The organism is Streptomyces sp. NPDC007875 (genome assembly GCF_042868035.1).
In the GTDB taxonomy this organism is placed as follows: Bacteria; Actinomycetota; Actinomycetes; order Streptomycetales; family Streptomycetaceae; genus Streptomyces; species Streptomyces antimycoticus.
Genome location: NZ_JBIADZ010000013.1, coordinates 213,820 through 239,949, shown reverse-complemented (window position 1 = coordinate 239,949; position 26,130 = coordinate 213,820). Strand labels below are relative to the sequence as shown.

Here is a 26,130-nt window from a genome sequence, read left to right as displayed (position 1 = left end):
GCTACCGGCTCAGCCGGTCACTGGCTCGCGAACTTCTTGCTGACCGCGTTGTAGACGCCCTTCGCCTCGGGGCCCAGGTGCGGGCCCGCCAGCCAGGTCGCGTTGGACGGGCCGATCGAGGTGTTGGACACCAGCGAGGGCTTGCCGTCCGCACCCTCGGCGACCCAGCCACCGCCGGAGGAACCCGCGGTCATGGTGCAGCCGATGCGGTACATCGTCGGCTGCTTGGCGTCGAGGGAGAGCCGGCCCGGCTTGTCCGCGCACTGGTTCATCTTCTGGCCGTCGAACGGCGGGGCGGCCGGGTAGCCGGTGGCCGTGATCTCGTCGATGGACTTCACCGCCGGGGCATTGAAGTCGACCGGCAGCGCGCCGCCCACCATCTCCTCGAGCGACTTGCCGCCGCTGACCTCCGGCTTCACATGCATCACCGCGAAGTCGTACGGGGCGCCCTTGCCGCCCACGGCCGCGCCGCTGTCGATCCACTGCGAGGAGGTCTGCGCCCAGTCGGCCCACCAGACGCCCTTGGGAGCCAGCTCCTCCTTGGTGGCGTTCTCCAGCTCCGCCTGCGACTTGCCCGCGTCGTTGTAGGAGGGGACGAACATCAGGTTCTTGTACCAGCCGCCGCCCTTGCCCGCGTGGACGCAGTGGCCCGCCGTCCACACCAGGTTGGACTTGCCGGGGTGCGCCGGGTCCTCGACCACGGTCGCGGAGCAGACCATCGAACCCTCGGGGCCGTCGAAGAACACCTTGCCCGCGTAGGGGACGTTGGAGCTGTACGGGCTGGCGACCTCCTTGGCCGGGACAGGCTGCGGATCGGGGTCGGTCACACCCTGGTCGTCCGCGATGTCGCTGTCGTCGACCGGCTTGTCGGGCTCCTGCGCGTCGCGCATCCGGTCCGGCTTCCACAGACCCTTGATGATCGGGTTGATGAAGTCACCGGCCTCGCGCAGCCAGTCGTCCCGGTCCCACTTGTTCCAGGCACCGTTCTTCCACTGGTCCAGATCGATGCCGAGGTTCTTCAACTTGTCGTTGAGGTTGTCGGGCAGCTTGATGTCGTCCACGCCCTGCTCCGACGACGCGGTCGGCCTGGCGTCGGTGTTGTCGTCCGAGGAATCGCACGCGGTGGCGGTGAGCGCCAGAACCGAGGCTATGGCGGCCACGGCCAGTGCGGGTCGGCGTGAGGATGGCATGGGCGGAACTCCCCCTGAGGTACTGAGCTGCTCTACGGCCTATGTGGAATTGTCATGCACCGCCCCGGCAATGGGGTGGTATCCCACTATGCCGGTGCCGCCTACGACGGCTGCGAGCGGGTCCTTGGTTCCCGGCCGCAAGGATCTTCGCCAAGCCCGTGATCCAGAGCCTCACGCGTCGTTGGTACGTACGGGGGACAGCCGGAGGGTGTTCAGCAGCAGGAGGACCGAGACTCGTGGCCGTGACCCAGCTCCCGCCGATGGCCCTGTCCGCCGTCTCCGACGACGGTGGCGCCACCCGGGGAATTCTGCGACGCCAGGCGCTGCGTGAGTCGGCCGCCCGCACCTATGCCCGAGCGCTGCCCATCGTTCCGGTACGCGCCCGGGGAATGACGGTCGAAGGGGCCGACGGCCGCCGCTATCTCGACTGTCTCGCCGGGGCCGGGGCGCTGGCCCTGGGGCACAACCACCCGGTGGTGCTGGAAGCGATCCGGGCCGTCCTGGACTCGGAAGCGCCGCTGCAGGTCCTGGATTTGGCCACACCGGTCAAGGACGCCTTCACGGACGAGCTGTTCGCCACCTTGCCGCCCGGACTCGCCGCCAGCGCCCGGGTGCAGTTCTGCGGACCGGCGGGCACGGACGCGGTCGAGGCCGCCCTCAAGCTGGTGCGGATCGCCACGGGGCGCGACGGCCTGCTCGCCTTCTCCGGGGCCTACCACGGCATGACGGCCGGTGCGCTGGCCGCCTCAGGTGGGGCCCCGGCGGCCGGTGTGACCCGGCTGCCCTTTCCGTATGACTACCGCTGCCCGTTCGGGGCCGGCGGGGAGCGCGGTGCCGAACTCTCGGCGCGCTGGGCCGAGAAGCTGCTCGACGACCCGAAGGGCGGGGCACCCGACCCGGCCGGGATGATCCTCGAACCCGTACAGGGCGAGGGCGGGGTGATCCCGGCACCGGACGGCTGGCTGCGCCGGATGCGCGAGATCACCGCGGCCCGCTCCATCCCGCTCATCGCGGACGAGGTGCAGACCGGCGTCGGGCGCACCGGGGCCTTCTGGGCGGTCGACCACAGCGGGGTGGTGCCCGATGTGATGGTGCTGTCGAAGGCCATCGGCGGGGGCCTGCCGTTGGCCGTCGTGCTCTACCGGGAGGAGCTCGACGTCTGGCCTCCCGGAGCTCACGCGGGCACCTTCCGCGGCAACCAGCTGGCGATGGCCGCGGGCACGGCCACCCTCGCGTATGTCCGGGAGAACCACCTCTCCCAGCGGGCGGCGGTCGTCGGCCGACGGATGCTGGAGCGGCTGCGCCGATTCGCCGCCGGACGCCCGCAGATCGGGGAGGTACGCGGCCGCGGCCTCATGATCGGCCTGGAACTGGTCGCCCCGGAGGCCGGGCCCACCGCGGAGGCGGAGGCCATCGCGGAGGCCGGGACCATGGCGGAGGCCGGGGCCATGGCGGAGGCCGGGCAGGCCGGGTCCGCAGCGCGGGTCAGGCCCGGCGCGGGGGTTGGGCCCGTCGTGGACGCCGACTGGGAGGGGACCCCGGGCGGCGCAGCCCCGTACGGAGCATCCACGAGCGAGGTGGCTCCGGGTCAAGTGGCCCCGTGCGAAGGAGCCTGGCTGACGGGCGCCGAGGGCGAGGGCGCGCGCGGAGCCCTGGGCGGGGACGCGCGCCAAGCCCTGGGCGGGGGAGTGCCGTATGCCGGTGTCACGCGTACGACGGCTCCGCCCGCCGATCCCGCGCTCGCGGCGGCCGTCCAGCAGGAGTGCCTGCGGCGCGGGCTCATCGTCGAACTCGGCGGACGCCACGACGCGGTGATCCGCCTCCTCCCTCCACTCACCATCACCGACGAGCAGACAGAGGCCGTTCTGGACCGGCTCGCCGACGCCTTGGACGCGGCGATCCGCACCTCCGGAACCCGCTCCCGCCCCGGTGGACTCCCGCCCGCCGCTGGCCCATTCGCCCCACCGTTCGCCGGAAACCACCCCTGACGTGCCCCGCACCGTACGACCGCACCGCCATCGCACCACCGAAGGAGGCAGGCGCCGGGCCCAGGACGTGAACGCCGTGATGCCCGCGCCGCACCCACCATGCCGCACACCCCCGGGGGAGCCCCCGTGTCTCCCCGACCGCAGCCCGTGCCCGGCGCCCTGACCGACTCCGGCGACTCCGCCCGCCCCGGCCCCCCGCCGCCGCCCCTCCCACACCCGCCCCACACAGCGCCTCCCCCGGCCGGGACGACCAGACCACCCGCCCCACCCGCGGTGGTCTCGACGGTCAGGGCACCGTTCACCGCGCTGACGGCCGCCGGAGACCAGGCGGAGCCCTCAGCACCGCCAACACCCCCCGCTGCGGTGCCGCTACCCCTGGCGGCAGCGCCGGCATCCTCGGCGGCGGTGCCACCCTCGGCGGCGGCGCCATCACCCGCTGCGGCAGGGCCACTTCCCCCGGCGGCGGTGCCACCATCCCAGGCGGCAGTGCCGCCACCCCTGGCGGAGGAGCCACTGCCCCCGGCGATGGAGCCACTGCCTCTGGCGGTGTCGCCCGCCACGGCTCCGCTCGTCAGCGCGGCGACAGCGAGTACGGGAGCGAGAGCACCCCAGCCCTCCGAGCCAGAGCCATCGGCGGAGGAGCCGCCCGTGCCGCAACTGCCCGCCCAGGGGTCGCCCTTCCCCGCGACGGTCGTTCCCCGGCAGGACCGCGACAGCCATGAAACGCCCGCCGATCGTGCCCGTGTGGTCGGCGTGGATCCGCTCGACGACCCCGACCCGCAGATCTCGGCCGACGGTGCGGCCGTCGAGAACCTGCTGCGCTGCTGGGTACGCGAGAGCGGCCTCGCGTGCCCTGACGGGGACACCCTGCGCATCCCCCTCGCCGCCAGCGGAACCGTCCTCCTCGTCCCTGTGCGCTATTGGTCGCCCACCGGCTGGCACCGCTTCGGCCCGCCGCTGCTGGAGCACGGCCCCCACGACGCGCCCGCCGTCGGGGCGGTCACCCTCGCGGCCCTGCTCACCCGCGAGGCGGCGTACAGCGCACGACGGGACGACCCCGATGCGGACGCCACCGAACTCGTCGGCCGTGTCGCGGACTCCGTGCGACGCACCGCCCTCTTCCTCGCCCACCGCCGCGCGGCGCCCGCCGACCCCGGCACGAGCACCCCGTTTCTCAACGCGGAACAGTCCCTCCTCTTCGGTCACCCCCTGCATCCCACGCCGAAGAGCCGCGAGGGTCTCTCCGACAGCGAATCCACCGTCTGCTCACCGGAATCGCGTGGCTCCTTCCCCCTTCACTGGATCGCGGTCGCCCGGTCCGTGCTGGCCTGCGAGTCGGCCTGGACGGAGCGCGGCCGGACCGTGCCCGCCGAGCGGCTCGCCCTCTCCCTGGCGGGCAGCGGCCTCCAACTGCCTGACGGGACCGTCCCCTTGCCGCTGCATCCCTGGCAGGCCCGCGAGATCCGGCACCGCCCGGAAGCCGCCGCGCTCTTCGACTCCGGCCTGTTGCGCGACCTCGGGCCCTCCGGCGGACACTGGCACCCCACCTCCTCGGTCCGCACCGTCTACCGGCCCGGCGCTCCTGCCATGCTGAAACTCTCCCTCGCTCTGCGGATCACCAACTCCCGTCGTGAGAACCTCCGTAAGGAACTCCGCCGCGGTGTCGAGGTGCACCGGCTGCTCCGCAGCGGACTGGCCGAGCAGTGGCGGGCCGCCTTCCCCGGATTCCCGGGCTTCGACATCGTCCGCGACCCGGCCTGGCTCGCCGTCGACGGACCGGATGGCGAACCCGTGACCGGCCTCGACGTCGTCATCCGGCACAACCCGTTCGGCCCCGGCGACGACGCCGTCTGCGTCGCCGGACTCCTGGCGCTGCGCCCCTGGCGCGGACAGCCCGTGATGCGCTCCCGGCTCGCCCACCTCGTCGCCCGGCTCGCCGCTCGCACCGGCCGTTCCACCGCGGCCGTCGGCGCGGAGTGGTTCCTGCGCTATCTGCACACGGTCGTACGCCCCGTGCTCTGGCTGGACGGAGAAGCCGGTATCGCCCTCGAGGCGCACCAGCAGAACACCCTGGTGCTGCTGGACCCCGACGGCTGGCCGATCGGTGGCCGTTACCGGGACAACCAGGGCTACTACTTCCGCGCGTCCCGGCACGCCGAACTCCAGCGCCGGCTGCCCGGTATCGGCGGCCGCAGCGACACCTTCGTCCCCGATGAGGTCACCGACGAGCGGTTCGCCTACTACCTGGGTGTCAACAACGTCCTCGGAATGATCGGCGCCTTCGGGTCCCAGCGACTCGTCGACGAGCGCGTCCTGCTGGCCGCGTTCCGCCGCTTTCTCACCGAGGCCGCGTCCGGCCCCGGCAGGACCCGCTCACCCCTTCCCGTCCGGCTCCTGGAGACGCCCATCCTGCGCTGCAAGGCCAATCTGCTCACGCGGCTGCGCGGCCTGGACGAACTCGTGGGACCGGTGGACACCCAGTCCGTCTACGTGACCATCGCCAACCCCCTCGTCACTTCTGTGGCTCCGTCCGGCATCCCAGCTGTTACCCCCATGGCTTGACTCCGCGACCCGCGATCACGCCCCTCACCCTCACGTCCCTCACGACGTGCCGAGACCCCCGAGAGGAGAGCGTCGCCGTGCCGCACACCGACTCCAGTACGAGCTCCAGCACCGACGACACCATCGACATGCGGCTGCGCCAGGAAGAGGACATCGCACGACTCATCGACCTGGACGCCACCGGACGGGTGGCCGACGGCCGTGCGGATCTGCTCGACCACATCGTCGAATGGCGGCCCACCAGCACCCCGTTGGGTACCTTCCAGCTCGTCCCGGTCCGCATCGGGCGCGATCTGCGGCTCATCGCCCAATGGATGAACGACCCCTCCGTCGCCGCCTTCTGGGAGCTCGACGGCCCCGACGAGACCACCGCGAGCCACCTCGGGGACCAGCTCGACGGCGACGGCCGCAGCGTGCCCTGTCTGGGCGTCCTGGACGGCGCCCCGATGAGCTATTGGGAGGTGTACCGGGCCGATCTGGACCCGCTCGCGCGGTACTACCCGGCCCGGCCGCACGACACGGGTATCCACTTGCTCATCGGCCGCGTCGGCGATCGTGGCCGTGGCCTGGGGACGATCCTGCTCCGCGCGGCCGCCGACCTCGTGCTCGAGCACCGTCCGTCCTGCACCCGGGTCGTGGCCGAACCGGATCTCCGCAACACCCCCTCTGTCGCAGCCTTCCTGGGTGCCGGATTCCGCTTCTCCGCGGAAGTGGAACTCCCCGGCAAACGTGTCGCGCTGATGCTGCGCGACCGTGCCCTGCGACACGTCCTGTGAATTTCCGCAACCATCCGTGCCCCCGGTGATGTGCCTGCTTCGATGCGAGACTTCACTGTTGATACACCGCTCGCCCGGTCCCGGTTCCCACGCAGCGAGGACGGCCGTCCCACGAAAGCGGGGGCCGTCCGTCCCAGGAAGCGGGGATCCGCCCCTGCCCCGCGCTTGCCGAAACCGTCCGTCACCGACCACACCGACGGGAGTGATGTCGGTGCCGCCCCGTAGGCTGGCAGCCCTATGACTGAATCGTCCTCGCCTCCACTCGCCGATCTGCTGCACGCCGCCGTAACCACCGTCGGCGGCACCGAGCGCCCTGGTCAGACCGCCATGGCCCAAGCCGTGGCGGAGGCGATCGACGACAGCTCCCACCTGCTGGTTCAGGCCGGCACCGGCACCGGGAAGTCCCTGGGCTATCTGGTGCCCGCCCTCGCCCACGGCGAGCGCGTCGTCGTCGCCACGGCGACCCTCGCCCTGCAGCGGCAGCTCGTCGAGCGAGACCTGCCCCGCACCGTGGAGGCCCTGCACCCGCTGCTGCGCCGCCGCCCCGAGTTCGCCATGCTCAAGGGCCGCTCCAACTATCTGTGCCTGCACCGGCTCCACGAGGGCGTCCCGCAGGAGGACGCCGATGAAGCCGGCCTCTTCGACCCGTTCGAGGCCGCCACGCCCACCAGCAAGCTCGGCAAGGACCTGCTGCGGTTGCGTGACTGGTCGGACGAGACCGAGACGGGCGATCGGGACGATCTGAGCCCCGGTGTCTCGGACCGCGCCTGGTCCCAGGTGTCGGTCACCTCCCGGGAGTGCCTCGGCGCGTCCAAATGCGCCTATGGCGCGGAGTGCTTCGCCGAGGCCGCCCGTGAGCGGGCCAAGCTCGCCGATGTCGTCGTCACCAATCACGCCCTGCTCGCCATCGACGCCATCGAGGGCGCCCCCGTGCTGCCCAGCCATGAGGTGCTGATCGTCGACGAGGCCCATGAGCTGGTCTCCCGGGTCACCGGCGTCGCCAGCGGGGAGCTCACCCCCGGCCAGGTCAACCGCGCCGTGCGGCGTGCCGCGAAGCTGGTCAACCAACAGGCGGCGGATGCCCTCCAGACCGCCTCGGAGGGCTTCGAGCGGCTGATGGAGCTCGCCCTGCCCGGGCGCCTCGAGAAGATCCCCGAGGATCTCGGCTATGTGCTGATGGCGCTGCGCGACGCGGCCCGCACGGTGATCTCGGCGCTCGGCGCCACGCGGGACGCCTCGGTCAAGGACGAGGACGCGATCCGCAAGCAGGCTCTGGGCTCCGTGGAGAACATCCACCAAGTGGCCGAGCGGATCGTCGAGGGCTCCGAGTACGACGTGGTCTGGTACGAGCGGCACGACCGCTTCGGCGCCTCGCTGCGGGTCGCACCGCTCTCCGTGTCGGGGCTGCTGCGGGAGAAGCTGTTCGAGGACCGGTCCGTCGTCCTCACCTCCGCCACGCTCAAGCTGGGCGGGGATTTCAACGGGGTGGCGGCCTCACTCGGTCTCGCCCCCGAGAGCCCGCAGGATCCGGAGGGCGGTGAGGAGACCGCGCCGCGCTGGCAGGGCCTCGACGTCGGCTCGCCCTTCGACTACTCGAAGCAGGGGATCCTCTACGTCGCCAAGCATCTCGCCCAGCCCGGCCGCGACGGCAGCCGCGCCGATATGCTCGATGAGCTCGCCGAGCTGGTCGAGGCCGCGGGCGGTCGCACGCTCGGGCTGTTCTCGTCCATGCGCGCCGCCCAGACGGCCGCGGAGGAGCTGCGCGGGCGTCTCGATGCGCCCATCCTCCTCCAGGGCGAGGAGACGCTGGGCGAGCTGATTCGTGCCTTCGCCGCCGATGCCCGGACCTGCCTGTTCGGCACGCTGTCCCTCTGGCAGGGCGTCGATGTGCCGGGGCCCAGCTGTCAGTTGGTGGTGATGGACCGGGTGCCCTTCCCCCGCCCCGACGACCCTCTGATGAGTGCCCGCCAGAAGGCAGTGGAGGAGGCCGGGGGGAATGGTTTCATGGCCGTCGCCGCGACCCATGCCGCGCTGCTGATGGCCCAGGGCGCGGGCCGGCTCGTGCGCGCTTCGGACGACCGGGGCATCGTCGCCGTCCTGGATCCGCGGGTCGAGCGGGCCCGCTACGGCTCGTTCCTCCGCAAGTCCATGCCGGACTTCTGGTACACGACCGACCGCAACCAGGTGCGCCGCTCGCTGGCCGCCATCGACGCGGCGGCCAAGGCCCAGGAGGCCTAGCGGGCCAAGGATCAGGAGGCCTAGCGGGTCAAGGATCAGGCGGCCTGGCGAGGCGTCGCGCCCCAGGGCCGCCACGGTCGTCGCACACGACGGGCCCCGATGGTGGAAGGTGACCACATACAGCAGGGCCCCGGAACCGGCGCAGTGGTCCCGGGGCCCGGTCGTGGGGCACGCTCGGGGCGCACCTCGATCCGGTGTGCTCAGACGCGCCGCAGCACCGCGACCACCTTGCCCAGAATGGTGGCCTCGTCGCCGGGAATCGGCTGGTAGGCGGCGTTGTGCGGGAGGAGCCACACATGACCGTCCTCGCGCTTGAAGCGCTTCACCGTGGCCTCGCCGTCGAGCATCGCGGCGACGATGTCACCGTTCTCGGCGACGGGCTGACGGCGCACCGTCACCCAGTCCCCGTCGCAGATGGCGGCCTCGATCATGGAGTCGCCGACCACCTTCAGCACGAAGAGCTCACCGTCGCCGACCAGCTGCCGGGGGAGCGGGAAAACATCCTCGACCGACTCCTCGGCGAGGATCGGCCCACCGGCCGCGATCCGGCCGACCAGCGGCACATAGGAGGCGGCGGGCTTGCCGGCGGTGTCCGTGGGCTGGGCGCTGGGTTGGTCGGAGCCGCGGACCTCGTAGGCCCGGGGCCGATGGGGGTCGCGCCGCAGAAAGCCCTTCCGCTCCAGAGCCATCAGCTGATGGGCGACGGACGAGGTGCTGGAGAGGCCCACCGCCTGGCCGATCTCCCGCATGGACGGCGGGTAGCCACGCCGCTGCACAGAGTCGCGAATGACCTCGATGACGCGCCGCTGCCGGTCGGTCAGCCCTGAGCTGTCCGCCCGGATGCCTGGAGGTCGCCCTGGTAGCGAGCGCGTGGGCTTCTGTCCTTCCGGATTCGTGGCGTCGTCGTTCATCGGGTGGGTCTGGTTCATCGTGTGTGTCTGTTCGAGTCGGCTCTGGGAGCGCTCCTGGGCGGTAACGGTGGCGCTCTCTGCGGTGGTGGTCACGACGGCCCCTCTCGAGATGTTCTCCCTAGTTGGACAACGGTAGTTGCTTTCGAAAGGTTGCGCCAAACACACGTTCGAGTGAAATTTCGCAGATGGGCTGACGTGATCACAGGGTTAGGTGTATGGACCGTTTGATCCGGCCGCTGTGGGGGTGGCCCCAGTCTTGCATCCCGACCCCCGTGAATCCGGGACGCGTGGGGCTCGCGTAGTCTCGTGCCTGCCCCCCAGTCGTGACACGCCATCCGGCTCGGTTGAGTGCCAGCCACCAGATCTAGTGGTTAGATGGATGCAAGCCACCCACAAGTTGTGGTCCTGGTGGATTCGCTGCCAAGGTTTTCGCCTATGCTTGTGGCCGTTCCGGCGGGCCTCCCGGCCCGGTCGGGGCTAGTCAGGCATGTTCAGGCATGCGCCGTTCTTGAGGGTGAGGGAGGGTTCGGAGTCATGCACTGCCCCTTCTGCAGGCACCCCGACAGCCGTGTCGTCGACAGCCGCACCACCGACGACGGCTGCTCGATTCGCAGGCGCCGCCAGTGCCCCGACTGCTCGCGTCGCTTCACGACCGTGGAGACCGCGTCACTGATGGTGATCAAGCGCAGCGGGGTCACCGAGCCCTTCAGTCGCGACAAGGTCATCTCCGGGGTGCGCAAGGCGTGCCAGGGCCGTCCGGTCACCGAGGACGCCCTCGCCAAGCTCGGTCAGCAGGTGGAGGAGGCGGTCCGGGCCACCGGCAGCGCCGAGCTGTCCACTCATGACGTCGGGCTCGCCATACTCGGCCCGCTCCAGAAGCTCGACCTCGTCGCCTACCTCCGCTTCGCCTCCGTCTACCGCGCCTTCGACTCCCTCGAGGACTTCGAGGCGGCCGTGGCGGAGCTGCGTGACCAGCAACGGCCTCCCGCGCACGACCGCGGGTCCGGCGTCGAAGGGGCCGCGGAGGCCCCCGCGCCGGCCGTCGCCGCCGACTGACCGGCGACCCACACACCTACCCGGGGCGCTTGCCGCATCCGGGTGAAAGACAGATACGTGCCTGGGGAAGAAATAGGCACATCAGGGCGTTTTCGCCCGTACCAGGGAGGCGGAATGACAGAGACGACGAGCGGCCCGGCACGAGGCTCCCGCTCCAAGGGAAGCAAGGCGAACAAGGGTCTGCGCATCGAGCGCATCCACACCACCCCCGGCGTGCATCCGTACGACGAGGTGATCTGGGAGCGTCGTGACGTCGTCATGACCAACTGGCGCGACGGTTCGGTCAACTTCGAGCAGCGCGGCGTGGAGTTCCCCGACTTCTGGTCGGTGAACGCGGTCAACATCGTCACCAGTAAGTACTTCCGTGGCGCGGTGGGTTCCCCGGAGCGCGAGGCGAGCCTTAAGCAGCTCATCGACCGCGTGGTGCGCACCTACCGCAAGTCCGGTGAGGACAATGGCTACTTCGCCTCGCCCGCGGACGCCGAGATCTTCGACCACGAGCTCACCTACGCGCTGCTGCACCAGGTCTTCAGCTTCAACTCGCCTGTTTGGTTCAACGTCGGCACCAAGCAGCCGCAGCAGGTCAGCGCCTGCTTCATCCTCTCCGTGGACGACTCGATGGAGTCGATCCTGGACTGGTACAAGGAAGAGGGGATGATCTTCAAGGGCGGCTCCGGAGCCGGCCTGAACCTCTCCCGCATCCGCTCCTCCAAGGAGCTCCTCTCCTCGGGCGGCAACGCCTCCGGCCCCGTCTCCTTCATGCGCGGCGCCGACGCCTCCGCCGGAACGATCAAGTCGGGTGGCGCCACCCGCCGGGCCGCCAAGATGGTCGTGCTCGACGTCGACCACCCGGACGTCGAGGCGTTCATCGAGACGAAGGTCAAGGAGGAGGAGAAGATCCGCGCCCTGCGCGACGCGGGCTTCGACATGGACCTGGGCGGCGACGACATCACGTCCGTCCAGTACCAGAACGCCAACAACTCCGTCCGCGTGAACGACACGTTCATGAAGGCCGTGGAGTCCGGCTCCTCGTTCGGGCTGCGCAGCCGGCTGACCGGTGAGTCCATCGAAGAGGTCGACGCCAAGTCCCTCTTCCGCAAGATGGCCGAGGCGGCCTGGGCCTGCGCCGACCCGGGCATCCAGTACGACGACACCATCAACCACTGGCACACCTCGCCGGAATCGGGCCGGATCACCGCCTCCAACCCGTGCAGCGAGTACATGCACCTGGACAACTCCTCGTGCAACCTGGCCTCGCTCAACCTGATGAAGTTCCTCCAGGACGACGATGCGGGCCACCAGCGCTTCGACGCCGAGCGCTTCGCCAAGGTCGTCGAGCTGGTCATCACCGCGATGGACATCTCCATCTGCTTCGCGGACTTCCCGACCGAGAAGATCGGCGAGACCACCCGCGCCTTCCGCCAGCTGGGCATCGGCTACGCCAACCTCGGCGCCCTGCTGATGGCCACCGGCCACGCCTACGACAGCGACGGCGGCCGGGCCCTGGCCGGAGCCATCACGTCCCTGATGACCGGCACCTCGTACAAGCGCTCCGCGGAGCTCGCCGCCGTGGTCGGTCCGTACGACGGCTACGCCCGTAACGCGGACGCCCACAAGCGCGTCATGAAGCAGCACTCGGACGCCAACGCCATTGCCAAGCGCATGGACGACCTGGACACCCCGGTCTGGGCCGCGGCCACCGAGGCATGGCAGGACGTGCTGCGCCTCGGCGAGAAGAGCGGCTTCCGCAACGCCCAGGCGTCGGTGCTCGCGCCGACCGGCACCATCGGCCTGATGATGGACTGCGACACCACGGGCGTCGAACCGGACCTGGCCCTGGTCAAGTTCAAGAAGCTGGTCGGCGGCGGCTCCATGCAGATCGTGAACAACACGGTCCCCAAGGCGCTCAAGCGGCTCGGCTACCAGGAGGAGCAGGTCGAGGCGATCGTCGCCCACATCGCCGACCACGGCAATGTGATCGACGCTCCGGGGCTCAAGCCCGAGCACTACGAGGTCTTCGACTGCGCGATGGGCGAGCGCTCCATCTCGCCGATGGGTCATGTGCGGATGATGGCGGCCGCCCAGCCGTTCCTGTCCGGCGCCATCTCCAAGACGGTCAACATGCCGGAGTCGGCCACCGTCGAGGAGATCGAGGAGATCTACTTCGAGGGCTGGAAGCTCGGCATCAAGGCGCTGGCGATCTACCGCGACAACTGCAAGGTCGGCCAGCCGCTCTCCGCCAAGAAGAAGGAGGAGAAGGCACAGGTCGAGCCCGAGGTCGAGAAGGTCGTCGAGTACCGCCCGGTCCGCAAGCGGCTCCCCAAGGGCCGTCCCGGCATCACCACCTCCTTCACGGTGGGCGGCGCCGAGGGCTACATGACCGCCAACTCCTACCCGGACGACGGTCTTGGTGAGGTCTTCCTGAAGATGTCCAAGCAGGGCTCGACCCTGGCGGGCATGATGGACGCCTTCTCGATCGCCGTGTCGGTCGGTCTGCAGTACGGCGTGCCGCTGGAGACCTACGTCTCGAAGTTCACCAACATGCGCTTCGAGCCGGCCGGTATGACGGACGACCCGGACCTGCGGATGGCGCAGTCGATCGTCGACTACATCTTCCGCCGGCTGGCGCTGGACTTCCTGCCGTTCGAGACCCGCTCGGCGCTCGGCATCCACTCCGCCGAGGAGCGCCAGCGCCACCTGGAGACGGGGTCCTACGAGCCCAGCGACGACGAGATGGACGTCGAGGGCCTGGCCCAGTCGGCGCCTCGCCATGTGGACGCCCCGAAGAGCAGCACGTCCCAACCGCGGACCACGCCCCAGTCGGCGCGGGAGGCCCACAGCTCGACCGAACTGGTCGAGATCCAGCTGGGGATGAACGCGGACGCGCCGCTCTGCTTCTCCTGCGGCACCAAGATGCGCCGCGCGGGCAGCTGCTACCTGTGCGAGGGCTGCGGTTCGACGAGCGGCTGCAGCTGATCGCAGCTCCTTACGGATGACATCCGCGGCGGGGCGCGGGCCTTCGGGCTCGCGCCCCGCCGCCGTCGTCTCCGGGCGTCGTACGGTGCGATGCCGAACCGGGGGCGGACTCTCCGGTATGTGATGGGGGCCACCGCACGGCCGTAGGATGGCGCGGTGCTGGTCAAGTGGATTCGCTGCACCGTGGTGGACCGCCCGGGTTTCGAGCGGGGGCAGCGGAAGTGGGCGGGGTTGCCCGGCGAACCGGGATTCCGGGGGCAGGGCGGTGGCTGGAGCCGGGGGCGTCCGGATGTGGCGCATGTCTTCGCGTTCTGGGAAAGCCGGGCGTTCTACGACTCCTTCATGGCGCGTTCGCACGACCGGCTGGCGGCCGCGCAGTCGGGCACGTTCCGGGATATGCAAGTCCGGCTGTTCGAGCACCGATTCGATGTGAAGGTCGGCTTCGAGCCGCGATTCTCCGACGCGGACGTGGTGCGCGTGGCGCACTGCCGGGTGCGCCCCGACCGGGTGGATCACTTCACGCTGGTGCAGGAGAAGGTGTGGAATCCGGCCATGGCCGGGTCGCCCGGGATGCTGCGCGGGGTGTTCGGCGAGGCGCCAGGGAACGAGTTCCTGGTGCTGTCGATGTGGGATTCGGCGGCCGAGCACGGGAAGTACCGGGTGGAGCGGGTCGAGCGGCTCGGCCTGCGCGCGCAGACGGAAGCGGATGTGGCGGCGATCGCCGGCGATGTCGTTCGGGTCGAGTCCGCCTGGACGGTGGTGTGAGGGCGGGACGAGCCCTCGGCCGCTCGACGGGCGGTCCTGCGCTCAGGAGGCGGCCCTGCGCTCAGGAGGCGGCCCTGATCACCGGCGGGCGGGGGAATACGCCCCGGCCCGGACCGCGGCGGCGACGGCGGCCGCCGTCTGGTCGGCGAGCGGCGTGTCGATGGGCTCACGGGTGATGAGTGCCCGGAAGAACAAGGGCGCGGAGACGGCGCGTACGACCGCAGCGGCGTCGGTGCCGGACGGGGCCTCACCGCGGTCGACGGCTTGCCGCACCACGGATTCGCAGCGGGCGAAGCGCTCGGTGTAGAAGTCGCGCAGCGCCTCGGCGGCGCGCTCGGACTGGAACGCGGCCGCGATGAAGGCGGTCGGCGCGGTGGCGGCCGGCGCGCTGCCGAAGGTCTCGGTCACCTCGCGGGCGAGGGCGCGCAGATCGCCCTCCAGGCTTCCGGTGTCGGGTGGTGTCCAGGCGTCCTCGCCCGCGAGGTCGAGCGCGTCCGCCACGAGCCCCTCGACGCTGCCCCAGCGCCGGTAGACGGTCGTCTTGTGGATACCGGAGCGCTCGGCGACGTACTCCACGGTCAGACCGGGATAGCCGTGCTCGGCGAGGCCGGTGAGCACGGCGTCGCGCACCGCCGAGCGGGTGCGCGCGGTGCGCCCGCCGGGGCGGACGGTGCCCGGTGTCGGGGCGGCGCTCTCTGCGGGCAAGTGCAACTCCAGTTGTGTTAGCGGGTTTCCTGTGCCATGATGAGGGTAACGCAACTGTAGTTGTGTTTGGAGCGTGCGGTCCGGATGGCCCACGTGCTCGCGTGCTTGGAGGTACGCCCCTGTGCCCACGCAGATCTCACTCCGAGGCGTCACGCTGTCCCGGGGCGACCGGCTGCTGCTCGACGACGTGTCCTTCGCGGTCCGGCCCGGGGAGCGGGTCGGCGTCGTGGGGGAGAACGGAGCGGGCAAGTCCACCCTCCTGCGGCTGCTGGCCGGGAGCGAGTCACCGGACGACGGCGCCGTGGTGACGGTGGCCGACGGTGGCATCGGTCACCTCGGCCAGACGCCCGAGCTGCCCCCGGACCACACGGTGCGCGACGCGGTGGACGCCGCACTCGCCGAGGTGCGCGCCATGGAGCGCGGGCTGCGCGAGCTGGAGGCGGATCTCGGCGGCGGCGCCCCCGGCGCGCTCTCCGCGTACGGCGATCTGCTGACCGCCTTCGAGGCCCGTGGCGGCTATGAGGCGGACGCCCGGGTGGAGAAGGCCCTGCACGGTCTGGGGCTCGGCGGCATCGGGTACGAGCGGCGGCTCGGCAGCCTGTCGGGCGGCGAGCAAGCCCGGCTCGGGCTCGCCTGCCTGATCGCCGCCGCCCCCGAGGTGATGCTGCTGGACGAGCCGACGAACCACCTCGACGGTGCCGCGCTCAGCTGGCTGGAGGAGGCGCTGCGGGGGCATTCGGGCACCGTCCTCGCGGTCTCCCACGACCGGGTCTTCCTGGAGCGGGTGGCGACCGCGATCGTCGAGGTGGACGCCGACCGGCGCACCCTGGTGCGGTACGGCGGGGGGTACGCCGGATTCGTCTCCGAGCAAACCGCCGCGCGCCGCCGCTGGGAGCAGGCGTACGAGGAGTGGTGCGCGGAGACGGCCGCGCTGACGGAAGCCGCCACGACCGTCGCACGGCGGGTCGCCCCCGGCCGCGGCATGAAGGACGGCAACAAGCTGGCCTACGACCGGGACAGGGGACGTGTGCAGTCATCGGTGTCCAGCAGGGTGCGGAACGCCAGGGAGAGACTGCGCAGGCTCCAGGAGGACCCGGTACCGCGCCCGCCGGAGCCGCTGCGGTTCTCTGCGCTCCCCGCCGCGGGGACGGCGGACGGTGTGCTCATCGACCTCCATGACGTCCGCGTGGGGGAGCGGCTGGCGGTCGACCGACTCACGGTGGTGGCCGGGGAGAGATTGCTCGTCCACGGCGCCAACGGCGCGGGCAAATCCACGCTGCTGCGGGTCATGGCGGGGTGGGAGAAGCCGGATACGGGCCGGGCGGCCCGCCGGGGCAGGATCGGCTATCTCGCCCAGGAGATATCGGTCGCCATGCCCCGGGAGCGGCTGCTGTCGGCCTTCGGCCGTGGGCTGCCAGGGACAGCGGAGGAGCAGGGCGCCCTTCTGCTGTCGTACGGACTGTTCCGCACGGACGATCTCCACGTCCCGGTGGGATCCCTCTCCGCGGGCCAGCGCCGCCGGCTGGCGCTCGCCCGGCTGCTGGCCCGCCCCGCCGATCTGCTGCTGCTCGACGAGCCGACCAACCATCTCGCCCTCGGTCTGGTGGAGGAGCTGGAGGAGGCGCTGGCCCAGTGGACCGGGGCGCTGGTGGTGGTGTCGCACGACCGGCTGCTGCGCAGCCGCTTCACCGGGCGCCGGTGCGAAATACGAGGAGGCCGGCTCATGGCCCAGGAGGGGGATGCGGCACCGGCCGCGGCCTCGATCTAGGGTGGCGCCATGGCACGACCCCGGCGCATCGTCCTCCTGCGGCACGGAGAATCAGAGGGGAATGTTGATGACTCGGTGTACGAAAGGGTGCCCGATCATGCTCTGAAGCTGACCGAGACCGGGCGCCGGCAGGCGACGGAGGCGGGCGAGCGGCTGCGCGCCGCTTTCGGCGACGAGCGCGTGTCGATCTATGTGTCGCCGTACCGCCGCACCCACCAGACCCTGAGGCTGCTCGATCTCGACCCCTTGCGTACCCGGGTCAGGGAGGAGCCGCGGCTGCGGGAGCAGGACTGGGGAAACTGGCAGGACCGCGAGGACGTGCGGAAACAGATGGCGTACCGCGACGCCTACGGACACTTCTTCTACCGGTTCGCGCAGGGTGAGTCGGGTGCCGATGTCTACGACCGGGTGGACGCGTTCCTGGAGAGCCTGTGGCGCAGCTTCCAGGACCCGGCACATCCGCCGAACGTCCTGCTGGTGACCCATGGGCTGACCATGAGACTGTTCTGCATGCGGTGGCTGCATTGGAACGTCGCCGAATTCGAGTCGCTGTCGAACCCCGGCAACGGCGAAACACGGGCCCTGCTGCTCGGCTCCGACGGGCGCTACCACCTGGACCGGCCCTTCGAGCGCTGGTGCACCCCCAAGCCCTACGGCCGCACCGGTTAGAGTGCGCACCGATGACCGCTGACCGTTTCCACCGGGCTCTTCGGAGTCTGCGCGGGCTGGCCGTGGGCGACGCCCTCGGTTCCCAGTTCTTCGTCCCCGCCAACTATCCGTTCCTCATGCGCCGCGAGCTGCCGCCCGCCCCCTGGCAGTGGACCGACGACACCGAGATGGCCTGCTCGATCCTGGCCGTCCTGGTGACCCACGGCAGAATCGACCAGGACCATCTCGCCCGGTCCTTCGCCGACCACCACGATTTCGACCGGGGCTACGGCCCCGCCGTGAACCGGATGCTCCGCCTGATCAGGGAGGGCGGCGACTGGCGTGACCTGGCCGCCGGGCTGTTCCAGGGGCAGGGGTCATGGGGCAACGGTGCCGCCATGCGGATCGCCCCTCTGGGCGCCTGGTACGCGGGCGATGTGGAGCAGGCGACGCATCAGGCGGAGATCTCGGCGTACACCACACATCAGCACCGCGAGGCCGTGGCGGGAGCCATGGCGGTGGCCGCGGCCGCGGCGCTGGTGGCGGATCCGGCGGGCCACGGCGGGCCGGAGGAGCTGCTGGACCGGGTGGTCGAGGTGGTGCCGCGCAGTGCGGTCCAGGCAGGGCTGCGCCGCGCCCGCGACATGCTCGACGATGCGGACGCCGGGACCGTCGCCGCGGTGCTCGGCTGCGGCCGGCGCACCAGCGCCCATGACACCGTGCCGTTCGCCCTGTGGGCGGCCGCCCGCCATCTGGGCTCCTTCGAGGAGGCGTTCTGGCGGACGGCCTCGGCCGGCGGGGACGTGGACACCACCTGCGCCATCGTCGGGGGGGTGGTCGCGGCGGCGGCCGCCGGTGCGCCGCCCGCCGACTGGCAGGACCGCACCGAGGCGCTGCCGGAGTGGGTCCCGGCGCGGGCCGCCTGACCTCTCCCCGCGCGGGCGTGATGCGGTGCGTCGCCCGGTTTGCCCCACCGGCGAACCGGCCCTCCACCGCGCCGTGTTGAGCGGAATCGGCCACCCGGTTCACCGAGGGAGGGGTCACCCGGAGGAGCCGGGGACCGCTGCCGAGGATCCGGGTTCCGAACGCAGGTAAGAGCGGCGTAAGGTTGTCCTCGTCATGGCATATGAACCGCCCACCCACAGTGTCGAGCGCTCGCTTCGCGCCACGACGGGAGCCAAGATCGTCGTCGGTATCGACGAGGTCGGGCGCGGGGCATGGGCCGGTCCGGTGACGGTCTGCGCGGCGGTCACCGGTCTGCGCCGTCCGCCGACCGGGCTCACCGACTCCAAGCTGCTGAGCCCCAAGAAGCGCACGACCCTGGCCCAGGAGTTGCACTCGTGGGTCACCGCACACGCCCTGGGTCACTCCTCTCCCGAGGAGATCGACGGCCTGGGGATGACGGCCGCCCTCCGGCTCGCCGCCACGCGTGCGCTGGACGCGCTGCCGGTCCGGCCGGACGCGGTGATCCTGGACGGGAAGTACGACTACCTCGGCGCTCCCTGGGCGGTCCGCACGGTCATCAAGGGCGATCAGTCCTGTGTGTCCGTCGCCGCCGCCTCGGTGATCGCCAAGGTGCGCCGGGATGCGATGATGGCCGAACTGGGAGCCGAGCACATGGACTTCTGCTTCGAGGACAACGCCGGATATCCGTCCCCCGTGCACCGAGCAGCCCTGCGGGAACTGGGGCCCACGCCCCACCACCGGCTGTCCTGGGCCTATATGGACGGGCTGCCCCGCTGGCGGCACCTGAAGCGGGTCCGCAGCACCCCCGAACCGGTCGGGCTGGAGGACGAAGGCCAACTCGGCTTCGACTTCTGAGCAGACCAAGCGGTCAAAACCGCCACCCGCCGATGCGACTCGCACCGACGTTTGATAGACATCAGCCCATGCCTCTCATCCCCGAGGAGCCTCAGATTCACGAGAGTGTCCCGGGTCCCCGCGCGACACCGGCCGCAGGCCGCACCGCGCCGACCCCTCGTCCTGTCCCTGGTCCCGGCCCCCGGCCCGCACCGCGGCGGCCCGGAAGCCCCGGTCCCAACCGTGGCTCCGCCGGAACCTCGTCGGCTCAGTCGCAGCGCACCACGAGCGATGCGACGAAGCCCGTGCCGACCGCCCCGGCGGCTTCGGCTGCCAAGACCGCACCCGCCGCCGCGAAGGCCGGTCCCCAGCTCCAGCTCATCCCCGCCACGGTGGACGGCGCGCTGGACGCGGCGGACGAGGCGGTCGACCTGCTGCTGGATTCCGGCCGGGCCCCCGGTGACATCCTGGTGCTGACCACCGGGGAGCAGCATCCGTGGGCGGCGCATGAGTTGTCCTTCGGCGAAGCGTCGTACTGGGCGCAGCACGACGCCGGAGACGATGTCTTCTACGCCGGTGCGGATGCCGATCGCGCCAAGGGCCGCCCGGTCGTGGTCGTCGCCGTCAACGGTGGTGCGAACGACGCCGTGGCCCGCGCGCTGCCCGAGGCGATGGGCCTTGCCGGGACGCTGCTGATCGTCTGCGGCGACCCGAAGCGCATCAACGCCCTCATCGGTCCGGGCGCCTGAGGCCGTACGTCCCCGAACGCCCGGTGTCCGGCAGGCTCTGCCCCCGTGGCGGAGCTGTCCGGCGTCCGGACGGACGGAGGTGGCCACGGGCGCCCCGCGACCGTTCGGACACGGGTGCCCGGCGACCGGTCAGACGCGGGCGTTCCGCGACCGGTCAGACGGCGGCGGAGTGGCTCAGTGCCGTGCGCGTTCCGAGGTGGGGTCGCGGCAGTGCCTTCGGATCGCTGTCGCCCTCGACGGCCACATCCAACTCGGTGGGCAGCGAAGCGGAGTGCGGCCGACGGCCGCCCCGCCCCTCGCCGAGGACCCGCCATCCGTCACGGGTCAGCGTGATGTAGGCGCCGCAGCGCAGACCGTGCAGGGTGCAGGCGTCGCGCAATCCCCACATCCAGGCGCCGTCCTCGTCCGTCCACCGGCTCTCGCCCTCGCGGCAGTAGAGCAGCACGGCGGTGCGGATCGGTGTGCGGCGCCGCAGATCGTGTGGGATCACCCGGCGCAACTGCGCCAGCAGCGCGTTCCGGAAGTCCCAGCCGTCGACAGCGGCGGTGCGGCGGACGAACGAGGCGCTCGCCTTGAGCCGTTCGTCCGGATCGAGGACCGCGACGACGACGGTCGAGGGCGTCGGCAGATGGCGGCTGTGCAGTCCGGTCACCACCTCGCGTGGATTGCGCAGCAGCGGGATCCCCGCTGCCGCCCACTCGGCGGGCTGGAGCATCCGGCCGACCCGGGAAGCGGAATCGGCGGACGGTGGCGGAGCGAAGCCGAAGGTCACGGTCCTCCCTTCGTCTGCGCCCACGGTCCGTGCGAAGGGTCGGGCACGGGCGCGGGCCACGACACAGCCCCGTCGGACCACGGACGGACCGGGGGCGGGGGAGCTGCAGACAATTCTTGCGGTCGCGCCCGCGTGCGGCAATGAGCAGTTGGTCCCACTGACCGTTTTACCTGGATGTGCGTTCTATATTCCTGACCGGTTCACGCCCTGCCGCGGCCCGGCCGCCCCTACCCCTGCACGGCCAGGACCAGCGGAAATACTCCGGCCGCTCCGGCCCGGCGGAGCAGCCGGGAGGCGACGGCCAACGTCCAGCCGGTGTCCGCCATGTCGTCCACCAGCAGCACCGGCCCACCCGCCTCGGCAAGGGCCGCCGCCAGCTGAGGAGGCACGGTCAGCGCGCCGTGCAGCGCTCGCAGTCGCTGGGCGCTGTTGGTGCGCGGCACCCGGGTGTCGAAATCGCCGTCGTGGTACGCGATGCTCCCGAGCAGGGGCAGCCGGCCGACGGTGGCGATCCGTTCGCCGAGTGTGCCGATCAGCTGCGGGCGGGTGCGCGAGGCGACCGTGACCACGCCCACCGGGCGGTCCGCGGCGTCCGGCGCGCCCGAGGCCCAGCCGCCGGGGCCCTTGGCCCAGTCGGCGAGCACCGTCACCACCGCACTGGCCACATCGTCGGGCACCGGGGCGTCCGGGCTCTGCGGGGCCAGCAGCGGCCGCAGCCGATTTCCCCAGCCGATGTCGGAGAGACGGCCCAGGGCCCGGCCCGGGGCGGCCTGCTCATCCGCCGGAATACGGCCCTTGAGGTCGACGCCCACCGCGGGCAGCCCCGTCGGCCACATACGGCGCGGCTCCACCTCGACACCGGGCCGCCCCAGCTCGCCGCGCGCCGCGTCCAGCGAGGCGTCGGACACCTCGGTGGTGAACCGGGCCCCCGCGCAGTTGTCACAGCGGCCACAGGGCGCCGCCTTCTCATCGTCCAGCTGCCGCCGCAGGAACTCCATCCGGCAGTCGGCCGTCGTGGCGTACTCCCGCATTGCCTGCTGCTCGGCCTCCCGCTGGCGCGCCACCCACGCATACCGCTCCGCGTCGTACGCCCAGGGCTGCCCGGTCGCGGTCCAGCCGCCGCGCACACGCCGCACCGCGCCGTCCACATCGAGCACCTTGAGCATGATCTCCAGACGTGACCGCCGCAGCTCGACCTGGGGCTCGAGCGCGGGCAGGGACACCGGCCGGTCCGACGCCGCCAGCACCTCGAGGGTGCGGCGCACCTGCTCCTCGGGCGGGAAGGCGAGCGAGGCGAAATACCGCCAGATCGCCTCGTCCTCGCGGCCGGGCAAGAGCAGCACCTCGGCGTGCTCCACACCGCGCCCGGCGCGCCCGACCTGCTGGTAGTAGGCGATGGGGGAGGACGGCGAACCGAGATGCACCACGAAGCCGAGGTCCGGCTTGTCGAAGCCCATGCCCAGCGCGGAGGTGGCGACCAGCGCCTTGACCCGGTTGGCCAGCAGGTCCTCCTCGGCCTGCTGGCGATCCGCGTTCTCCGTCTTGCCGGTGTAGGAAGCGACGGTGTGGCCGCGCTGCCGCAGGAACGCGGTCACCTCCTCGGCCGCGGCGACGGTGAGGGTGTAGATGATCCCGGAGCCCGGCAACTCATCGAGGTGCTCGGCGAGCCAGGCGAGCCGATGCGCGGCGTCCGGCAGCGGCAGCACGCCCAGCCGCAGGCTCTCCCGGTCCAGCGGCCCGCGCAGCACCAGCGCCCGCGCGGTCCCTTCGCCGGTGCCCAACTGCTCGGCCACATCGGCCGTGACCCGTGCGTTCGCCGTCGCGGTCGTGGCGAGCACGGGCACGCCCTGGGGCAGATCGGCGAGCATGGTGCGCAGCCTGCGGTAGTCGGGCCGGAAGTCATGGCCCCAGTCGGAGATGCAGTGTGCCTCGTCGACGACGAGCAGGCCGGTGGTGGCGGCCAGCTGTGGCAGCACCTGGTCGCGGAAGTCGGGGTTGTTGAGCCGCTCAGGGCTCACCAGCAGCACATCCACCCCGCCCTCGGCCACCTCGGCCTGGATGGTGTCCCACTCCTCGGTGTTGGCGGAATTGATGGTGCGGGCGTGGATACCGGCGCGCGCGGCGGCCTCGACCTGGTTGCGCATCAGCGCGAGCAGCGGGGAGACGATCACGGTCGGACCGCTGCCGCGCTCGCGCAGCAGCGCGGTGGCGACGAAATACACCGCCGACTTGCCCCAGCCGGTGCGCTGCACGACCAGCGCCCGGCGGCGCTCGGCGACCAGCGCCTCGATCGCCCGCCATTGATCCTCCCGGAGCCGGGCGGAGCCGGTGGTGTCCCCGACGAGGCGGGCCAGGACGCGGTCGGCCGAGGTACGCAGATCTTCGTCGCTCATGCCCCCATGCAACCCGATCCCGCCGACATCGCGCCAATGGTCCCGGAAGCCTGTGGATAACGTTATCCACAGGGGTGGCGGGGCCGACGGGGCTGGGGGACCGTCGGGCCATGACTCGACACAACGAAGCGGCCGGCCTGCCCGGCGAAGAGCAGGTCACCCTCCGCAGCCCGGCCGAGCTCGCCGATGCCCTGCCCTATGTCCTGGGCTTTCAGCCGGACGACAGCATCGTGATGATCGCGCTGCACGGTTCCCGCGGCCGGTTCGGCGGCAGGCTCAGGCTCGGGATTCCCCGGATCCCGGAGGAATGGCCCGAAGTCTGCGACCAGCTCGCCGAATGCCTGATCAGCGGCAGCGAGCGGCGTGGCGGGCGGCCGGACGGGGTCGTTCTGTTCCTGTGCCAGGAGCCGGCCGAGGGCGAGTCGGGGGAGGAGGCGATGGAGCGGCTGCGGCCACTAGCCCAGCGGCTGCGCACCGCGTGCGGCGGGTTGGAGGTGCCGGTGTTCGAAGCGCTGTGCATCTCCGGCGGCCGGTTCTGGTCGTATGTCTGTCCTGACCGCCGCTGCTGCCCTCCGGAAGGCGTTCCGCTCGCCCTGCCCGGCACCTCGGTCATGGCCGCGGCGGCGACATTCGCGGGGGTCCAGGTGCGCGGCTCGCTGCGGGAGATGGAGGCCAGGCTCGCCCCGCTCGGCGCACCCCGGGCCGACGGGCAGGAGCGGGCGCTGGACGCGGCCGGAGCCGAGCTCGTGCCGAGGATTCTGGACGGTGCCGGGTCTGCGACGGTGTGTGCGCAAACCCTCGGTCTGGTGGGCCGGATGCTGGACACGTTCCAGGCCGCGCCGTCGGCCGCCGACGCGTGTACAGCCGATCTCCACGATGACCGGCTGCTCGACGATCAGGAGGCGGCCGCGGTGATCATCGGGCTGCAGGACCGGCGGACCCGGGACCGGGCGGCCGGGTGGATGGAGGAAGTGGACGCCGATGCGGCGCTGCGGCTGTGGCGCGCGCTGGCCCGTCGCTGCGTCGGCTCGTACGGGGAGCATGCGGCGGCGCCGCTCACCCTGGCGGGGTGGGTCGCCTGGTCGGCGGGTGATGAGCTCACGGCACGGGTGGCGCTCGGCCGTGCCCTGCGGGTCGATCCCGACTATCTCTTCGCCAGGCTGCTGCACCAGGCGTGCAATGAGGGGGTTCCGGCGAAGCTGCTGCGCCGATGCCTGCGCCGGGAGGACTCCGACGGGGCCGACCGTGCCGAGCGTGCGGACCGCGCTGTGCACGCGGCGGTGCACGCGGAGTTGGAGAGGCTCGGCGACCTGGCGGACGCGGAGCCCTTGGAGACGGCCGGACCTCCGGCCGCGAGGGTCGAGACGGTCGGACCGCCGGCCGAGACAGTCGGCACCATGGAGACGGCCGGACCGGTCGAGTTGGCTGAGCCCGCCGAGCGGGCCACCCGCGCGGAAGCAGAGGAACCGGCGGAGACGGAGGAGCTGGCGGAGACGGAGGAGCTGGCGGAGGCGGTGGAACTGGCGGAGACGGAGGAGCTGGCGGAGACGGAGGAGCTGGCGGAGGCGGTGGAACTGGCGGAAGCAGACGCCAAGGGAGAGCCGCAGTCTGCGCGGGAGTGGCCGGGCGGGACCGTGGGCCCGGGTGGGAAGAGCGGCCCGGCCGGGGCGGCCGCCCCGGTTGGCCGGCGTCGTCCGGAAGGGCGGCCGCGCACCCGGCGCCGGACCGGTGGACGGGGGACACGCAGCCGCCGCTGACCCGGACTGGCGGGGCAGCCGTGGGGCAGGGGCCAGGGGCGACAGGGGAGCCCTGGGACGGGGCCAGGAAGTGGACGGTGGACGGTCGGTGGGTGGTCCGGGGGTGCGGTGGTCCGGGGCGTTGGGGCGGCTCCGAGGCGTTCGGAAGGAGGTGCGGGATTCGTGCAGGCGAGCGCTTGAGAGAGCGATTTCCCGAACATTGGTGATCATGCTCAAGGGCCTGATTATCGTCAGGCAGACGACTATGATCGCGTCATGCCCTACGACCCGTCGGCCTTTCCAGCGTTCGCCGTCACCGTTGATCTGGTCGTGCTCACTGTGCGGCGGCATTCACTGTGTGCGCTGGCCGTCCGACGGGGGGAGGCGCCCTTCAAGGGGCGGTGGGCGCTACCCGGCGGTTTCGTGCGGGCCGATGAGGATCTTGCCGCCGCCGCTGCCAGGGAGCTGGCCGAGGAGACCGGGCTGCTCGCCCATGACCCCACGCTTCCGGTCCCTCCGAACGCTGCCCATCTTGAGCAACTCGCCACATACGGCGATCCGAAGCGGGACCCTCGAATGCGCGTGGTCAGCGTGGCGCACCTCGCACTGGCGCCCGATCTGCCCGCGCCACGGGCCGGAGGTGACGCGCACAGCGTGCGCTGGGCCCCCGTCGAATCGCTGCTCGAGCAGGACGGAGCCTTCGGCCGCGACAGCGATCTGGCCGCCCCGCTCGCCTTCGATCATGCCCGCATCCTCGCGGACGGGGTCGAGCGCGCCCGCTCCAAGATCGAGTACTCCTCGCTGGCCACCGCCTTCTGCCCGCAGGAGTTCACGGTCGGCGAGCTGCGCCGGGTGTACGAGGCGGTGTGGGGTGTGGCTCTGGACCCGCGCAACTTCCACCGCAAGGTCACCGGCACCCCTGGGTTCCTGGTGCCCACCGGCGGTACGACGACCCGTCAGGGCGGTCGTCCCGCCCAGCTGTTCCGGGCCGGAGGGGCGACACTCCTCAATCCGCCCATGCTCCGTCCCGAGGTGTGACGAGCCATGACACGACGAATCCACGGGAGGGCTATGTCCCGAAGAAATAGGACATAGCG

The 26,130-nt window shown here is 71.5% G+C and carries 19 protein-coding genes; 14 read left to right on the top strand and 5 right to left on the bottom strand.

Features of this window, described 5'->3' with window-relative positions; all coding sequences use genetic code 11:
- Positions 1–17 precede the first annotated feature (17 nt).
- Positions 18–1,190 (bottom strand): hypothetical protein, encoded by a 1,173-nt coding sequence (locus ACFYOY_RS26905; protein ID WP_351879401.1) that lies wholly within the window; start codon positions 1,188–1,190, stop codon positions 18–20.
- Between the two features lie 260 nt (positions 1,191–1,450).
- Here ACFYOY_RS26905 and ACFYOY_RS26900 point away from each other — a divergent pair, with 260 nt between their 5' ends.
- From ACFYOY_RS26900 to ACFYOY_RS26885, 4 genes are all read left to right on the top strand, one after another.
- Positions 1,451–3,178 carry a diaminobutyrate--2-oxoglutarate transaminase family protein gene (locus ACFYOY_RS26900; protein WP_388590170.1) on the top strand — a complete coding sequence of 576 codons (1,728 nt, stop codon included), beginning with the start codon at positions 1,451–1,453 and terminating at the stop codon, positions 3,176–3,178.
- 648 nt (positions 3,179–3,826) lie between these two features.
- Positions 3,827–5,740, top strand: coding sequence for an IucA/IucC family protein (locus ACFYOY_RS26895; RefSeq protein WP_351879398.1), 1,914 nt, complete (start codon positions 3,827–3,829; stop codon positions 5,738–5,740).
- A gap of 77 nt (positions 5,741–5,817) precedes the next feature.
- Entirely contained in the window at positions 5,818–6,516 is a 699-nt protein-coding gene (locus ACFYOY_RS26890) for a GNAT family N-acetyltransferase (protein ID WP_351879396.1), read from the top strand.
- Positions 6,517–6,753: 237 nt separating this feature from the next.
- Entirely contained in the window at positions 6,754–8,754 is a 2,001-nt protein-coding gene (locus ACFYOY_RS26885) for an ATP-dependent DNA helicase (protein ID WP_388590117.1), read from the top strand.
- 200 nt (positions 8,755–8,954) lie between these two features.
- Here ACFYOY_RS26885 and lexA read toward each other — a convergent pair whose 3' ends face one another.
- Entirely contained in the window at positions 8,955–9,758 is an 804-nt protein-coding gene (gene lexA, locus ACFYOY_RS26880; RefSeq protein ID WP_351879390.1) for a transcriptional repressor LexA, read from the bottom strand.
- A 441-nt stretch (positions 9,759–10,199) separates the two neighbouring features.
- On the opposite strand from lexA, the gene nrdR reads away from it, so the two are divergent.
- The 3 genes from nrdR to ACFYOY_RS26865 all read left to right on the top strand — a co-directional run bounded on the left by nrdR (position 10,200) and on the right by ACFYOY_RS26865 (position 14,462).
- Positions 10,200–10,721, top strand: coding sequence for a transcriptional regulator NrdR (gene nrdR / locus ACFYOY_RS26875; RefSeq protein WP_351879388.1), 522 nt, complete (start codon positions 10,200–10,202; stop codon positions 10,719–10,721).
- A gap of 114 nt (positions 10,722–10,835) precedes the next feature.
- Entirely contained in the window at positions 10,836–13,697 is a 2,862-nt protein-coding gene (locus ACFYOY_RS26870) for a vitamin B12-dependent ribonucleotide reductase (protein ID WP_388590113.1), read from the top strand.
- A gap of 156 nt (positions 13,698–13,853) precedes the next feature.
- Complete coding sequence (locus ACFYOY_RS26865) at positions 13,854–14,462, top strand: YdbC family protein (RefSeq protein WP_351879382.1); 609 nt, start codon at positions 13,854–13,856, stop codon at positions 14,460–14,462.
- 78 nt (positions 14,463–14,540) lie between these two features.
- Here ACFYOY_RS26865 and ACFYOY_RS26860 read toward each other — a convergent pair whose 3' ends face one another.
- Positions 14,541–15,167, bottom strand: coding sequence for a TetR/AcrR family transcriptional regulator (locus tag ACFYOY_RS26860; protein ID WP_351879379.1), 627 nt, complete (start codon positions 15,165–15,167; stop codon positions 14,541–14,543).
- A gap of 121 nt (positions 15,168–15,288) precedes the next feature.
- On the opposite strand from ACFYOY_RS26860, the gene abc-f reads away from it, so the two are divergent.
- The 5 genes from abc-f to ACFYOY_RS26835 all read left to right on the top strand — a co-directional run bounded on the left by abc-f (position 15,289) and on the right by ACFYOY_RS26835 (position 20,132).
- Positions 15,289–16,935, top strand: a complete 1,647-nt coding sequence (gene abc-f, locus ACFYOY_RS26855) for a ribosomal protection-like ABC-F family protein (protein ID WP_388590109.1) — start codon at positions 15,289–15,291, stop codon at positions 16,933–16,935.
- 9 nt (positions 16,936–16,944) lie between these two features.
- Positions 16,945–17,604, top strand: coding sequence for a histidine phosphatase family protein (locus ACFYOY_RS26850; RefSeq protein WP_351879373.1), 660 nt, complete (start codon positions 16,945–16,947; stop codon positions 17,602–17,604).
- 11 nt (positions 17,605–17,615) lie between these two features.
- Entirely contained in the window at positions 17,616–18,509 is an 894-nt protein-coding gene (locus tag ACFYOY_RS26845) for an ADP-ribosylglycohydrolase family protein (RefSeq protein WP_388590106.1), read from the top strand.
- A gap of 193 nt (positions 18,510–18,702) precedes the next feature.
- Positions 18,703–19,404 (top strand): ribonuclease HII, encoded by a 702-nt coding sequence (locus tag ACFYOY_RS26840; protein WP_119991718.1) that lies wholly within the window; start codon positions 18,703–18,705, stop codon positions 19,402–19,404.
- Positions 19,405–19,472: 68 nt separating this feature from the next.
- Positions 19,473–20,132 (top strand): hypothetical protein, encoded by a 660-nt coding sequence (locus ACFYOY_RS26835; protein ID WP_351879367.1) that lies wholly within the window; start codon positions 19,473–19,475, stop codon positions 20,130–20,132.
- A 154-nt stretch (positions 20,133–20,286) separates the two neighbouring features.
- Here ACFYOY_RS26835 and ACFYOY_RS26830 read toward each other — a convergent pair whose 3' ends face one another.
- Both ACFYOY_RS26830 and ACFYOY_RS26825 read right to left on the bottom strand, forming a co-directional pair.
- Positions 20,287–20,904 carry a hypothetical protein gene (locus ACFYOY_RS26830; RefSeq protein WP_351879364.1) on the bottom strand — a complete coding sequence of 206 codons (618 nt, stop codon included), beginning with the start codon at positions 20,902–20,904 and terminating at the stop codon, positions 20,287–20,289.
- 227 nt (positions 20,905–21,131) lie between these two features.
- Entirely contained in the window at positions 21,132–23,297 is a 2,166-nt protein-coding gene (locus tag ACFYOY_RS26825) for a RecQ family ATP-dependent DNA helicase (RefSeq protein WP_388590101.1), read from the bottom strand.
- Positions 23,298–23,407: 110 nt separating this feature from the next.
- On the opposite strand from ACFYOY_RS26825, the gene ACFYOY_RS26820 reads away from it, so the two are divergent.
- The gene (locus ACFYOY_RS26820) at positions 23,408–25,054 is read left to right on the top strand and encodes a DUF4192 domain-containing protein (RefSeq protein ID WP_388590098.1); all 1,647 of its coding nucleotides are present in this window, start codon (positions 23,408–23,410) and stop codon (positions 25,052–25,054) included.
- Between the two features lie 255 nt (positions 25,055–25,309).
- On the top strand, positions 25,310–26,071 hold the full coding sequence (locus tag ACFYOY_RS26815; RefSeq protein WP_351879356.1) for an NUDIX domain-containing protein: 762 nt from the start codon (positions 25,310–25,312) through the stop codon (positions 26,069–26,071).
- The last annotated feature ends 59 nt before the right edge of the window (positions 26,072–26,130 follow it).

Bases quoted from the DNA above. Each gene is read 5' to 3' on its own strand.
- ACFYOY_RS26815 (WP_351879356.1), top strand. From the start codon at position 25,310: ATGCCCTACGACCCGTCGGCCTTTCCAGCGTTCGCCGTCACCGTTGAT.
- ACFYOY_RS26850 (WP_351879373.1), top strand. From the start codon at position 16,945: ATGGCACGACCCCGGCGCATCGTCCTCCTGCGGCACGGAGAATCAGAG.
- ACFYOY_RS26820 (WP_388590098.1), top strand. From the start codon at position 23,408: ATGACTCGACACAACGAAGCGGCCGGCCTGCCCGGCGAAGAGCAGGTC.
- ACFYOY_RS26885 (WP_388590117.1), top strand. From the start codon at position 6,754: ATGACTGAATCGTCCTCGCCTCCACTCGCCGATCTGCTGCACGCCGCC.
- ACFYOY_RS26840 (WP_119991718.1), top strand. From the start codon at position 18,703: ATGGCATATGAACCGCCCACCCACAGTGTCGAGCGCTCGCTTCGCGCC.
- ACFYOY_RS26905 (WP_351879401.1), bottom strand. From the start codon at position 1,190: ATGCCATCCTCACGCCGACCCGCACTGGCCGTGGCCGCCATAGCCTCG.
- ACFYOY_RS26845 (WP_388590106.1), top strand. From the start codon at position 17,616: ATGACCGCTGACCGTTTCCACCGGGCTCTTCGGAGTCTGCGCGGGCTG.
- ACFYOY_RS26870 (WP_388590113.1), top strand. From the start codon at position 10,836: ATGACAGAGACGACGAGCGGCCCGGCACGAGGCTCCCGCTCCAAGGGA.
- ACFYOY_RS26825 (WP_388590101.1), bottom strand. From the start codon at position 23,297: ATGAGCGACGAAGATCTGCGTACCTCGGCCGACCGCGTCCTGGCCCGC.
- ACFYOY_RS26900 (WP_388590170.1), top strand. From the start codon at position 1,451: ATGGCCCTGTCCGCCGTCTCCGACGACGGTGGCGCCACCCGGGGAATT.
- nrdR (WP_351879388.1), top strand. From the start codon at position 10,200: ATGCACTGCCCCTTCTGCAGGCACCCCGACAGCCGTGTCGTCGACAGC.
- ACFYOY_RS26835 (WP_351879367.1), top strand. From the start codon at position 19,473: ATGCCTCTCATCCCCGAGGAGCCTCAGATTCACGAGAGTGTCCCGGGT.